This is a genomic window from Macrococcoides goetzii, from assembly GCF_002742385.2.
Taxonomy (GTDB): domain Bacteria; phylum Bacillota; class Bacilli; order Staphylococcales; family Staphylococcaceae; genus Macrococcoides; species Macrococcoides goetzii.
The window spans coordinates 179072-192937 of the sequence record NZ_MJBI02000001.1; the positions used below are offsets into that span (position 1 = coordinate 179072).

A 13866-nucleotide genomic window follows, 5' to 3' on the forward strand; every position below is an offset into this window, starting at 1 on the left:
AAAATAGAGGTGCAAGGATGGAATTAATTGAATCAGTTAATAATTTAAAAATTAAGCAAATCGCAAAATTACATACAAGAAAAGAACGTAAGAAATCAAATCAATTTCTCGTCGAAGGTTTCCATTTAGTAGAGGAAGCTGCAAAAAGTCACATCGATATTGAAATGATATTAACAGTTAACCCTGACAAATTAACAGAAATCATGGTAGAAAACAGTAAACAGCAATATGAAATTACATTTAAAATTGCTGAAAAATTATCACAAACAGAAGCGCCACAAGGGATATATGCAGTATGTAATATGCCGGACGTTGCAAATACGAAGTTCGACAAAGTACTTTACTTAGACCGCATACAAGACCCTGGGAATGTCGGAACAATTATTCGTACAGCAGATGCAGCGGGAATGGATGCAGTTGTTATTGCAAAAGGAACTGTTGATATATATAATGACAAAGTATTAAGAGCATCACAAGGTAGTGTATTCCATATTCCGGTTATAGAAATGGCGTTTGAAGAAGCTTGTTCTAAAGTTAACGGGAAGGTATTTGGCACAAGTTTACATAATGGCGTTGATTTTAAATCAATAGAAAAGCCAGAGTCATTTATGCTTGTGTTAGGTAATGAAGGACAAGGCGTAGATGGAGCAATACTTGAACAAACGGATCAAAATTTATATGTACCGATATATGGTGATGCTGAAAGTTTAAATGTATCAGTATGCGCTGGTATATTGATGTATCATTTAATATAATAAAATAGAGAGAAGTGTGAACATGGCGTATTTTCATCTTTTAGCTGCCTGGAGAAATCAGGATATTGATAAAATGAAAGAAATTATTTCGAAAGATATTTGTGCGGTTTTTATTAAAGAAGATTGTAATACCCACGAAATGAATTATGATGAATTGATGAATTTATTCCAGCAAAGATTCAAAGACGATCAGGATTGGCGCTTTGAAGTCATGTATAGAGCGAATCGTACAGATGGTAATATTGTGGTGACAGAAATAATAAGAGAGAACGAACGTCATGAATTATTAGAAGATAAAGCGTTATGTACGATGTATTTTCATAAAGAAAAAACAAGTAATAAACTTGTACGTTTCGATATGGTAATGGGATTAAAAGATTAAGATGACCCTTCTAATAAGGGTTGTTTTTTTTTGTTTATTTTTTACAAATACTATAATAAAATGTAATTAATTAGTACTAGTGTTACTGTTGCCACAAGGAGATGATTTTGATGAAAGAAGAAATTGCGTTTTATTTCAAAAATTTCTTTGATGTTAATGTGAGTGTAGATAGAAAAAGATATAAGAAACAAAGTACGATTGAATTTATTATTATTCTGTTACTTGCTGTTCCATCATTCTTTTTGTTTAATCATTTTTATGGCGACCTTGCTTTTGATGAAAATGGAAGATAAAGACTATGAAAAGTATAGAATGAATCAAGGTATATTTTATGTTGTCTTTACAGGTATATTTTTTATGTTCATTCATATGGTTCAACTCCCTAATGAAATACATCGTAATAATGCACGAGGAAAAAATTGGAGAAAGCCGCTATTTTACATGGCTGTAATATATTTAGTATATATCGTTCTGAACATAATATTATTTCTGAACAGACAACCTGAATTAATGAGAACAACATTTGGTATTTTAATATTGTCTCAGTTTTTGTGGATTGGAAATGATGAACTTCTGGAAGGAGAAACATAATGATCACACAATTAAAAAGAGAACTAGCATTTTACTTCGCCACCCTCTTCGATACAAAATACAAGATGGGTGTTAAGCAATATCGTAACCAAAGACTTTATATTTCTGTACTAACATTTATTCCGCTTGCAATTTTTTTAATCTATGTCTTCTTTTTAAATGATATCTTTATACAGTCAGATGCATATTACGATTTGCCGATTAAAGAACAAGATCGATTGAGTTCGTTAGATGATTTCAAGTTTTCTCTGTTATTTACTCTGGCTGTAATAATGATGAAAGTCATTCAATTACCCTTTGAAATTAAACGTGCTAATTTCAAAGGTATTAATTGGGTGATTAGAATCATCATTCTAGTTATTGGATTTAGTTTTATCATTTTCTGGAGTTTTTATCGATACCAGCAAGGTAAAGTAGCTTTTACACATGAAATTATCTTCTTTGTCGTGATGTTAAATCTTGTATTTGGTAATAATTCTTTTGAAACTGAAGAAGAGAAGGAGCTGTATAAAATACATGGAGAACATATATAACTTCCAGCTGCTGTTAAACGCGTCTTCAAGTGTAGAATGGGGTACGTTACTATTCAGTATTTATTCATTGGTAATGATGTTGTTAATCATTTCATTGATTTTCTATTATTCACGACGTCTTAATAACTTAAATAAACTTGACAAACGCGTACGAGATTTAGAAAAGCGTGATAAACGCAATGATTTATAGGTTGAATATAATTTTTTTATTGATTATAATAAATGTTAATGAAATAAAGAACCGATAAAAAGACGTAATATGTTGACTTGTTCAGAGAGCTATCATTTGGTGAGAGATAGTCATCGATACATATTTTTTTCATCTTTTTGGTTGCTTAATAAGAAGTTAAGCCGGTGGATACCGTTATCATCAACAAGTGTGCACATTAGTGCAAATTTGGGTGGTACCGCGGAATTCTTTTCGTCCCTTATTCAGGGATGGGAAGGATTTTTTTGTTTCTAAAAATTTAAGGAGGCATCACGATGGAGTTAAAGGATAAATTGCAAGCATTGAAAGAAGAAGCTGTTCAAAAAGTACAGTCGATTTCTGAGAAAAAAGAATTACAGGATATTAAAGTATCTTATTTAGGTAAAAAAGGTGTCATCACTGGTTTAATGAAAGAAATGAAGTCGTTACCGAATGAAGAGAAACCAAAGTTTGGTCAACTTGTGAACGATGCGCGTCAAACTGTTGAAAAGGCAATTGCTGAAGCAGAAGAGAAGATTCAACGTGAGATGATCAATAAAAAATTAGCAAGTGAAACAGTAGATATAACGTTACCAGGTAAAGCACTTACGAGTGGCGCGAGTCATCCATTAAATCGTATTGTTGAAGATATTGAAGATCTATTTGTTGGATTAGGTTATGAAGTTGTTGAAGGCTATGAAGTTGAAAGTGATTACTATAACTTTGAAGCACTCAACCTACCGAAATCTCATCCGGCGCGTGATATGCAAGATAGTTTCTATATTTCTGAAGAAGTATTAATGCGTACGCATACATCTCCTGTTCAAGCGCGTACGTTAGAATCACGTAAAGGCGAAGGTCCTGTAAAGATTATTTGTCCAGGTAAAGTTTACCGTCGTGACTCAGATGATGCCACACATTCACATCAATTTACACAAATCGAAGGTTTAGTTGTTGATGAAAATATTAAAATGAGTGATTTAAAAGGAACATTAGAATACTTTGCGAAAAAAATGTTCGGTGAAGATCGTGAAATTCGTCTGCGTCCAAGTTTCTTCCCATTTACAGAACCTTCTGTTGAAGTCGATATTTCATGCTTCAAATGTAAAGGTAAAGGTTGTAACGTTTGTAAAGGTACCGGCTGGATTGAAATTTTAGGTGCAGGTATGGTGCACCCGAACGTATTAGAGATGGCTGGCTTTGATTCTAAGAAATACTCTGGTTTCGCATTTGGGATGGGGCCAGACCGTATCGCAATGTTGAAATATGGTATTGAAGATATTCGTCATTTCTATACAAATGATTTACGATTTGTAACACAGTTCTTACGTGCTGAAGATGGAGGTAATGTTGATGTTAGTAAGTAAAGAATGGTTAAGTGATTACGTTAAAGTTGATTTACCAGTAGAAGAGCTTGCTGAGAAGATCACGCGAAGCGGTATTGAGATAGAAGAAATTATTGATTATAAAAAAGATATAAAAAATTTAGTTGTCGGTTATGTCGAGTCAAAAGAAAAGCATCCGGATGCTGATAAATTAAATGTATGCCAGGTTAATGTTGGTGAGGAAACATTACAAATCGTATGTGGTGCACCTAACGTTGATGCAGGACAGCATGTCATCGTTTGTTTACCGGGTGGGCGTTTACCAGGTGGTATTAAGATTAAAAAAGCAAAATTACGTGGTGTTGAATCAAATGGTATGATTTGTTCACTAGGTGAATTAGGTATTGCTTCAAACCTAGTTCCAGAGAAATATTCTGAAGGTATTTATGTATTTACAAGCGATGTTAAGCCAGGTCAGGATGCCTTGGAAGCATTGGATTTAAATGACGAGGTGATGGAATTAGGTCTTACACCAAACCGTAGTGACTGTATGTCTATGATCGGAACAGCATTTGAGACAAGTGCATTATATGAAGAAAACTTATCTTTCCCGATTTCTGAAATTAATGAAGTTACGGAAGCAGCAAGTGATTACATTTCTATTCAAATTGATGACGTGCAGGCAAGTCCATATTACGCAGCACGTATTGTTAAAAATGTAAAAATCGGACCATCTCCGGAATATATTCAAAGCCGTTTAATTAAAGCTGGTGTTCGACCAATTAATAATGTCGTGGATGTATCAAACTATGTGATGCTTGAATTTGGTCAACCTTTACATATGTTTGATTACGACCAGATTGGCTCTAAAGAAATTTTAGTGCGTTATGCGCATGATGGTGAAGTAATGACGACGTTAGATGATCAGGAACGTAAATTATTATCATCGGATATCGTAATTACGAACGGTGAAAAACCAGTAGCATTAGCAGGTGTGATGGGTGGAGATTTCTCAGAAGTTACTGATAATACAGTGAATGTATTAATTGAATCAGCGATGTTTGCACCACTTAATATTCGTAAAACTGCTGGGCGCTTAAACTTACGTTCAGAATCTTCAAGTCGCTTTGAAAAAGGTGTAGCAGCTGAATTTGTAGAAGATGCGTTAAACCGTGCAGCTTATCTCTTACAGGAAAATGCACAAGGTGAAGTTTTAAGCGGTATCGTTTCAGGAGGTACTTTACCTGAATTAACGACAAATGTAGAAATTACTACAGAAGATATTAACCGTTTAATCGGATTTGAAATTTCAAACACTGAAATTAAAAATATTTTTGAGCGTCTCGGATTTGAATCTAAAGTGGATGGTGATGCATTTAGTGTCATAGTACCAAGTCGTCGCGGTGATATTACAATTAAAGAAGATCTTGTTGAAGAAGTCGCTCGTATATATGGATATGATGCGTTACCTGCAACGTTACCTGTAACGAAAACGAATAAACAAGTTGGACTTACAGATTATCAAGTGAAACGTCGTGCAGTGAAATCTTTATTACAAGGATTAGGATTAAACCAGGCGATTACATATGCGTTAGTTTCTAAAGAAAAAGCACAGCAGTTTGCTTTAAAATCAGCTGAAACTGTTCAGTTATTAATGCCGATGAGTGCTGATCATGCTGAATTACGTCAATCATTAATTCCGCACTTAGTTGATGTTGTCGTTTACAATAATGCTCGTCAAATGAAGAATGTTGCATTTTACGAAGTAGGAAACACGTTCTTTAAAGTTGAAGGTTCTGAATTACCTTCAGAAGAGGAACATGTTGCAGGTATTATCACTGGAGAGGTAACACCAAGTTATCATCAAGGTAAAAAAGAAACCGTTGATTTCTTCCATGTAAAAGGAATTGTCGAAGCGATTAGCGAACGTCTAGGTATTAAGTTTGAATATCGTCGTTCAGAAGAGGAATTATTACATCCAGGACGCAGTGCTGATATATTTGTCGGTGATAAAAAGATTGGTATTATCGGACAGTTACATCCTTCATTTGAATCAGAAAACGACTTAAATGAAACGTATATTTTCGAACTTGACCTAAAAGCTTTATTAAATGATGCTCAAGGGCAGATTATCTATAACATGATTCCTAAGTTCCCTGGCACAAGTAGAGATATTGCATTAGAAGTTGAGCGTTCATTAAATACTGGTGAATTAATTAAAGTGATTGAAGCAACAGATAGTAAGTTATTACAATCAGCAAAAGTATTCGATGTTTATGAAGGAGAACATATTGCGTCAGATAAGAAATCTGTGGCAATACGTTTAGAATTCTTAAACCCGGAACAAACATTAACAGATGAAGATATTAAACCAATTTACGATAAAGTGTTAGAAAACTTAACTGCAACTGGTGCGAAGTTAAGAGGATAATATTTGTTAAGAGGTCATCATTTAAGATGGCTTCTTTTTTGTTGTGTTTTTTAAGAGGAATGTTGTATATTTATTTTGTGTTAACATATGTTAAATGAGGTGAAAGCTTTGTTTTTGAAGACACGGATATTAAATCAATAAGAGCGGTATATTTTAGAAGTTGCAGAACGCTATGAAATGGATGATTTTGACAAAGAAAATTTATTTACTACTGAGAAAGGATTACTAGGTGAAGAACAATTTTATAAGCGGATCAAAGATTGTAGTGGAGGAGCTAAGTTGTGGGATATGCGACTTAGACTAAATGGTCAGTCACAGTATGATTTTATTATTATATCAAATGGGAAGATTATGCATTTTGATACGAAATATTATGAAGGACAATATAATTATGTTGATGGTAATTTTATAAGTGAAAATGGCTATGTCATTCATAATCCTTTAGCGCTGCAAACAAAACAACATATGAGATTAGTGCGATTTGTAGATAAAATGGATATTGGTTATCAAGTGTTGAGTTTTATTATTTTTGTTGGTGAACAATTTAATGTAAGTGGGTTTAATGGTGATAGAAGAATATTATTTGATCAAGATATAAATAGAATTGTAGAGAATTTAAATCAGCGAGAAGTAACATCAGAAGAATTGAAAATCGCTCGTATTTTTGCGGACCACTATGATCATAAAGGAAGAAGTCCACGCATACATTACTATCCATTTAATGAATTGAAAAAGGGTGTAAAGTGTCCGAAATGTCGTGCATTTTTACCAAAAGTTCCAAAGAGTGCGAAAAAAACGAAGTGTACATGTGGTTGTAAAATGACAAAGAAAGAACTTGTTCGTCTTGCATTTGACGCAATATATATTTTGAAAAATAGTGGTGTTACCGTTAGAGATGTCGTTGAATTTACTGGGGTGGGTAGAACTTTAGTTAAAGAAGTACTCGGGAAAGAATATCACAAATTGGGAACTTTTAAAGATAGTAAATATTTACCTCACAAAGTTGATGATTTTCTTATTAGAGAAAATGAAGTTGAATATACAAAAAAGAAATATGATGTAGAATTTTATGTTTTGTAGTTTTTAACATAAGAATAAATTACAATGCGGCTGTATCAGAAAAATACAGCCGCGTACTCAACAAAAGAACAGCGAACGAAAATGGATGCGGCTGTAACAGAAAAATACAGCCGCGTACTCAATAAAAGAACAGCGAACGAAAAAGGATGCGGCTGTAACAGAAAAATACAGCCGCGTACTCAAAAAAAGAACGACGAATGAAAAAGGATGCGGCTGTAACAGAAAAATACAGCCGCGTACTCAATAAAAGAACAGCGAATGAAAAAGGATGCGGCTGTAACAAAAAAATACAGCCGCTTCCTCTAATGATAATCTCATTTCCTGCGTCTATCGATTAGATTCACTTTGATATACCACAATAAATACACAAAAACTAATAACCCTAACGTCATGTATAAGTAATCCATTATCATATTTTTACTCCTATTTTTTTTTATTGACTATACCTAATGCTTTCTCGCGATTTTTAAAGTCTTTTTTTGTAATACTGTCTAAATAAGCAATCCCTTTTCTTTCAATTATCTTTGCTGCTTCTAAATCAACTTTAGGTCCTGCACCTTTTGTGATATGAATACCAGTCTCACGGATAATCTGATCATAATACTTAACAAAAGCGTATCTCGCAATAATAGAACTTGCTGCAATCGCGATAGACTTTGATTCTCCTTTTGTTTCGAAACGGGTTTTCTCACTTTCCGGAATTGCAGTTAATGCATAATTCTCATAAACCCCTTGCACTGCAAATTGGTCAATCACAATATAATCGAGTGGTGCGCCATCAATTTTCTTCAATACATTCGTAATCGCCTGGTTATGTAACACAGCTTTCATCTTAACTTGCGACCATCCAATCGCTTTTCGGTCATTATATTTAGGGTTATCTAATACTAACAGTGAATGAGGGATAATCGGGATAATTTGTTCTGCAAGCGCAATGATCTTATCATCCTTTAAATTTTTAGAATCCATAACGCCAAGCACTTTTAATATATCTGCATTTTTCTTTGAAACATAACTTGCCACTACAGTCATTGGGCCGAAGAAATCTCCTGATCCTGCTTCATCACTACCGATGCAGTTAAACGCATCATAACTTATTGTTTTTCCGGCAACATTCTTCTTCGTCTCACTACTGCCAGCTACTTTAATCCCTGCATTTCCAAGTAATTTCATAGCAAGCGTTTCACTGGCACTACCTTGTACCATAAATTTATTAGAATTATAAATTGTTACTGTATGTCCTTCAATTTTCTTGCGATATTTTGCGCCCGCTGGTAAGTTACTATCGCTTTCTGACAAAAAACGAATTAATTTACTTGCGGTATTTTCATCTAATTGGTAAACATTTGAGCTCATTTTTATGTCACTCCGTATTTTTTTCTTCACTTATATGTTTTTATTGTATAACTTCCTCTAAAAATGGTAACATAAACAGTAATAAAAGACGATGTTGGAGTGATTTTATGGGAGAATTTAAAAATCGTATCACTGTAACAATATATGACCAACATTATACGATTATTGGTGAAGATGAGCCGAGTCATATCCGACACGTGGCAAGTCTCGTAGATGACCGAATCAATGAAATTGCCCGTATGAGCGCTGGACTTGATACTTCACGTAAAGCAGTGCTAGCGGCGGTAAATATAATGGATGATTATGTGAAGTTACAAGAAGAGTACGAAATCTTAAAACAAAAGTTAATCAATATAGAAAGAATAGGCGAACAAAATGATTAATTTATTATTATTATTTTTCTTAATCCTGGGTACTGTGATTGGATTAAGAAGAGGTTTTATATTACAATCGTTGCACTTACTGGGGACGGTTGGTTCACTGATTATTGCACGTATGTATTATGCAGAACTTGCTAAGCATCTTGTACTCATTATTCCTTTTCCTTCAGCTGAAGGTAATTATAAATCCGAATTTTTAAATATGGTTACGAATGAGATGACATTTTATAATGTCGTGAGTTTTATTATCATTTTCTTTTTGAGTAAAGTGATTTTACAAATTGTTGCAACTGTCTTTGATTATATTTCGCAGTTACCACTGCTTAAACAATTAAATGCATCACTGGGTGCAGTTCTAGGTTTTATCGAATGTTATCTGCTATTATTCATCGTACTATTTTTATTTTCGATGATGCCAAATGGATGGATTCAGGAACATTTGCAAGGTAGCTTTATTTCTAACTTTATCGTCAACTATACGCCTGTCTTAAGCGGAATTGCTAAGTCGTGGTGGGAAAATATCGGATTGATTCAAATATTCAAATAAAGTCATAGGCAAAAGTGTCTATGACTTTTATTATGGAGGATGAACATGTTAAATAAAAAAGATTATATAAAGCAACTTGAAACAATTGCTACGTATCTCGAATTATCAGGTGAAAATCCATTTAAAATCTCTGCATATCGTAAAGCTGCAGCGAATATCGAAACTTTTCAGGGAGATATTAACACGCTTCAAAATTTCACAGAAATAAAAGGTGTTGGTAAAGGTGTTGCTGAAGTGCTGGATGATATCAAGCAGAACGGTGAATCTTCACTATTATTAACTTTGAAAGAATCAACACCGCAAGGATTAATCCAGATGCTTAAAATTCGTAATCTAGGTGCTAAAAAAATTGTGAAGATTAATGAAGCACTGGGTATCGAAGATATTGAACAATTGAAGCAGGCATGTATTGATAATAAGATAAGAGAACTACCGGGATTCGGCAAAAAAAGTGAAGAAAATATATTAAAAGGTATTGATGAGATGCTTACGATGACTGAAAAGTTAAGCATTTATCAAATGCATCAATTTACACAGATGATAGATGCGTATCTCGCTGAGTCAAAAGACATATTACAATTTGATGCAGCAGGAAGTTTCAGAAGGAAAAATGAATTCTCGAGTGATATTGATTACATCATTAGTACCACTGATAGAAAAGCAATTTCAAAATATATTAGTGAAGCACCTTTTATAAAAGAAGTTGATCTACAAGGAAATGAAAAGATTACAGTGCAGGTTGAGCGTGATGATTTAGTGACGACAGCAGATTTCAGATTTACAGATACCATTGGCTATGCGCATATGCTTCAGCATTTCACTGGCAGTAAAGATCATAATATTCGTATCAGACAGTTAGCAAAAGCAAGGCATGAAAAAATTAATGAATACGGTATAACTAAAGAAGATGGGTCGCTTATTCAATATGCAACAGAAGATGAAATCTATAAACACTTTAATGTCAACTATATACCACCTGAAATGCGCACAGACGGTTCAGAATTTGATATTCAAAATCTTAATGAAATCATCACTTTAAATGATATTAAGGGTGATATTCATATGCATACGACTTATAGCGATGGTGCGCATTCTATCGAACAGATGATCGAACGTGCAATTGAAAAAGGATATGAATACATAGCAATTACTGATCATTCTAAAAGTTTATTTGTAGCAAATGGTTTATCTGAAGAACGTCTGCTTGAGCAAAATGCATTGATTAAGTCTTTGAACAAACAATATAATGAGATAGACATCTATTCAGGTATTGAAATGGATATATTAGGTGACGGCTCGATGGATTATAATGATGATATATTAAAAGAACTCGACTATGTTATCGGTGCGATACATCAATCGCTCACACAATCTGAAGAGGATATTATGAAACGTCTTAAAAATGCCTGCGAAAATCCATATGTCAGACATATTGCACATCCAACAGGGAGATTAATCGGTAAAAGACATGGGTATGCTGTGAATATTGAACAATTGATCCAAATGGCAAAAGAAACAAATACGGTACTGGAAATTAATGCACATCCAATGCGCTTAGATTTATCAGCGGACATATTAAGACAATATCCGGATTTACAATTAACCATTAATACGGATGCACATGCAATCAATCAACTTGATTTAATGCCTTATGGCGTAGGCACGGCAATTAAAGGTCGTGTGAAGAAAAATCAGGTTATCAATACGATGGACCGTGCAACGTTTAAAGAATGGGTAACAAAAGGGAAGTAACATTTATGAATAAAAAAGCATTAAATATTTTAGAATACGATAAAATTATAGAACGTGTTGTTGAATTTTCTCAAAATGAACTGTCTTCACGTATTTTACAGTCTACACATCCTACTTCAAATATTAATGAAGTACGTGAAATGATGACGCACCTGGAAGAAGCCCGTGTGATAGAGATGGGGCAAAGCGAACCGGGTATGAGTATGCTTTCTGATATTGAAGGACTTGTGCGACGTGCTGTCATCGGTTCGGTCTTATCTGTAATCGAACTCAATAAAATTAAAAATAATATTAAAGTCATTAATCGATACAAAACTTATATCTTTAATCAATTTGAAGAGCGCGAATTAGAGATTCCGCTCATTTACAATCAATTAAAGCAATTACCAACGATAACAGAACTTGCCGAATCAATTCAGGCGAAGTGTGATGAAACGAGTCTATATGACAATGCATCTCCAGAACTTGCTCAGATTCGTCAGGAAATGAATCGTATCAATCGTAAAATCAAAGAAAAATTAGAACAAATTGTGCGTAGTTCAAACAATCAAAAGAAATTGTCTGATGCAATTGTCACTGTGCGTAATGGTCGACAAGTTATCCCTGTAAGAAGTGAATACAAACAGGATTTCCCTGGAATCGTCCATGATACATCATCAAGTGGTCAGACATTCTATATTGAACCGAATAGCATCGTTCAGCTGTCAACAGAATTAAACAGTGTAACACATAGAGAAAACGAAGAAGTAGAACGTATTCTTTATGAACTGACAAACGAAGTAGCAGAGTATGATAATGCACTAACATATTCAACGAAAGTATTAGCTGATTTTGATGTCAATCTTGCCAAAGCGAAATATGGTAACCGCAATAAGATGGTTATGCCTAATATTGCAGATGAACGCACAATTGATTTGCCGCAAGCATGGCATCCGATGTTATCGAAAGAGACGGTCGTTAAAAATAATATTGTTTTTTACCCTGACATTCACACTGTGATTATTACTGGTCCGAATACCGGTGGTAAAACTGTAACGTTAAAGACAGTCGGACTTATTATTCTAATGGCACAAAGTGGTATGATGATTCCCGCATTTGAAGGGGCAACAATAAGTATATTTGATGAAGTATTCTGTGATATCGGTGATGAACAATCTATCGAACAGTCACTTTCAACATTCTCAAGTCATATGACTAATATTGTATCGATATTAGAAAATATGACTGAGCAAAGCTTTGTAATGTTTGATGAACTAGGTGCAGGGACAGATCCAGCTGAGGGTGCAGCACTTGCGATGAGTATACTTGACCGTTGTTTAAACAGAGGCGTTATGACGATGGCAACGACCCATTATCCTGAACTTAAAGCATACAGTTATAACCGTGATCATGTGATGAATGCAAGTGTGGAGTTCGATGTAGAGACATTAAGTCCGACGTATCGTCTGTTGATGGGCATTCCTGGTAAGAGTAATGCTTTTGATATCGCAAAAAAACTTGGACTTGATTTGTCAATCATCAAGGAAGCACGTCAAATGATCAATATGGATAATAAAGAAATTGATAATATGATTGCTTCATTAGAGAAGAATGCAAAGCAAATTGAAGATGACCGCGTTCTGACAGAAACTTTAAAGATTGAAGCTCAGAACCTGCACAAAGATTTAAACAAAGCTTTCTCAAGTTACGAAAAACAAAAAGAAAACTTAATTGAAAATGCAAAGCAGCAAGCGAATGATATTGTTAAAAAAGCTGAAAAAGAAGCGGATGATTTATTAAAGCAACTGCGTAATCTGAAATCAAATGCGGATATTAAAGAAAACGAGTTGATTGAACAACGTTCAAAATTATCAGGTATGTATCACGAAACAAAGATTAAACAAAATAAAAAGTCGACTAAGGATGAAGTCATTGCAAAAGGTGATCATGTTAAAGTTTTAAGTTATGGACAAAAAGGTGTTATCTTAGATGTTGATGGTAAAGAAGCTGTCGTTCAGATGGGGATTATCAAGATGAAACTGCCATTAAATGAACTTGAAAAAGAAGCGCCACCAAAACAAGAGAAACACCGCGTTGTACCGCGCGCCAATCGTCAAACGATTAAGATGGAACTTGATCTTCGTGGTGAACGTTATGAAGATGCATTGTATAAAGTTGAACAGTATTTAGATCAGGCGATTCTATCAAATTATGAACAAGTGACGATTATCCACGGTAAAGGAACAGGTGCACTACAAAAAGGCGTTCAGCAGTATTTAAAGCAATCAAAGGCCGTAAAATCATTTAGAGGCGGCATGCCTTCTGAAGGTGGCTTCGGTGTTACTGTTGTGGAATTAAAATAATATAACGTGAGGCGATTGATTTGGATAACTTTGATATGTACAAACTCGCAAAAGTATTGATCGTTGTTTCAATTTTAATGTTAATTGCGGGTGTCATATATTTATTTATTGCATTATAGGGTATAACAATATTAGAGTGAGCAAAAGTAGTGACCAACGAATATTAATTTGCTATACTCCATTTATATTAAACAGAAATACTAGG

The 13866-nt window shown here is 34.2% G+C and carries 14 protein-coding genes and 1 other annotated feature; of the genes, 13 read left to right on the top strand and 1 reads right to left on the bottom strand.

Going from position 1 to position 13866, the window contains the following annotated elements:
- Positions 1–17: 17 nt before the first annotated feature.
- The 9 genes from BFS35_RS00920 to BFS35_RS00960 all read left to right on the top strand — a co-directional run bounded on the left by BFS35_RS00920 (position 18) and on the right by BFS35_RS00960 (position 7284).
- Entirely contained in the window at positions 18–755 is a 738-nt protein-coding gene (locus tag BFS35_RS00920) for a TrmH family RNA methyltransferase (protein WP_099579998.1), read from the top strand.
- A gap of 22 nt (positions 756–777) precedes the next feature.
- Positions 778–1137, top strand: a complete 360-nt coding sequence (locus BFS35_RS00925) for a nuclear transport factor 2 family protein (protein ID WP_099580000.1) — start codon at positions 778–780, stop codon at positions 1135–1137.
- Positions 1138–1247: 110 nt separating this feature from the next.
- Positions 1248–1430, top strand: coding sequence for a hypothetical protein (locus BFS35_RS00930; protein WP_099580002.1), 183 nt, complete (start codon positions 1248–1250; stop codon positions 1428–1430).
- A complete protein-coding gene (locus tag BFS35_RS00935) occupies positions 1414–1728 on the top strand; it encodes a hypothetical protein (protein WP_099580004.1) in 315 nt (104 codons plus the stop codon). The genes BFS35_RS00930 and BFS35_RS00935 overlap by 17 nt, the downstream gene beginning before the upstream one ends.
- Positions 1728–2261 carry a hypothetical protein gene (locus tag BFS35_RS00940; RefSeq protein WP_099580005.1) on the top strand — a complete coding sequence of 178 codons (534 nt, stop codon included), beginning with the start codon at positions 1728–1730 and terminating at the stop codon, positions 2259–2261. The genes BFS35_RS00935 and BFS35_RS00940 overlap by 1 nt, the downstream gene beginning before the upstream one ends.
- Positions 2245–2451 (top strand): hypothetical protein, encoded by a 207-nt coding sequence (locus BFS35_RS00945; RefSeq protein WP_099580007.1) that lies wholly within the window; start codon positions 2245–2247, stop codon positions 2449–2451. Before BFS35_RS00940 ends, BFS35_RS00945 begins: the two co-directional genes overlap by 17 nt.
- A gap of 45 nt (positions 2452–2496) precedes the next feature.
- Positions 2497–2693: a binding site (T-box leader), on the top strand.
- Positions 2694–2744: 51 nt separating this feature from the next.
- A complete protein-coding gene (gene pheS, locus BFS35_RS00950) occupies positions 2745–3815 on the top strand; it encodes a phenylalanine--tRNA ligase subunit alpha (RefSeq protein WP_099580008.1) in 1071 nt (356 codons plus the stop codon).
- A complete protein-coding gene (gene pheT / locus BFS35_RS00955; protein WP_099580010.1) occupies positions 3802–6204 on the top strand; it encodes a phenylalanine--tRNA ligase subunit beta in 2403 nt (800 codons plus the stop codon). Before pheS ends, pheT begins: the two co-directional genes overlap by 14 nt.
- A 177-nt stretch (positions 6205–6381) precedes the next feature.
- Complete coding sequence (locus tag BFS35_RS00960) at positions 6382–7284, top strand: nuclease-related domain-containing protein (RefSeq protein WP_099580011.1); 903 nt, start codon at positions 6382–6384, stop codon at positions 7282–7284.
- Positions 7285–7707: 423 nt separating this feature from the next.
- Here BFS35_RS00960 and rnhC read toward each other — a convergent pair whose 3' ends face one another.
- Positions 7708–8640: a ribonuclease HIII gene (gene rnhC, locus BFS35_RS00965; RefSeq protein ID WP_099580013.1), complete on the bottom strand. Its 933-nt coding sequence runs from the start codon at positions 8638–8640 to the stop codon at positions 7708–7710.
- 107 nt (positions 8641–8747) lie between these two features.
- On the opposite strand from rnhC, the gene zapA reads away from it, so the two are divergent.
- From zapA to BFS35_RS00985, 4 genes are read left to right on the top strand one after another with little or no spacing between them, the layout of a single operon-like run.
- Positions 8748–9023: a cell division protein ZapA gene (gene zapA / locus BFS35_RS00970; RefSeq protein ID WP_096076217.1), complete on the top strand. Its 276-nt coding sequence runs from the start codon at positions 8748–8750 to the stop codon at positions 9021–9023.
- Positions 9016–9567: a CvpA family protein gene (locus tag BFS35_RS00975; RefSeq protein WP_099580015.1), complete on the top strand. Its 552-nt coding sequence runs from the start codon at positions 9016–9018 to the stop codon at positions 9565–9567. Before zapA ends, BFS35_RS00975 begins: the two co-directional genes overlap by 8 nt.
- 45 nt (positions 9568–9612) lie before the next feature.
- The gene (gene polX, locus BFS35_RS00980) at positions 9613–11319 is read left to right on the top strand and encodes a DNA polymerase/3'-5' exonuclease PolX (protein ID WP_240628318.1); all 1707 of its coding nucleotides are present in this window, start codon (positions 9613–9615) and stop codon (positions 11317–11319) included.
- A gap of 5 nt (positions 11320–11324) precedes the next feature.
- Entirely contained in the window at positions 11325–13661 is a 2337-nt protein-coding gene (locus BFS35_RS00985) for an endonuclease MutS2 (RefSeq protein ID WP_170137291.1), read from the top strand.
- The last annotated feature ends 205 nt before the right edge of the window (positions 13662–13866 follow it).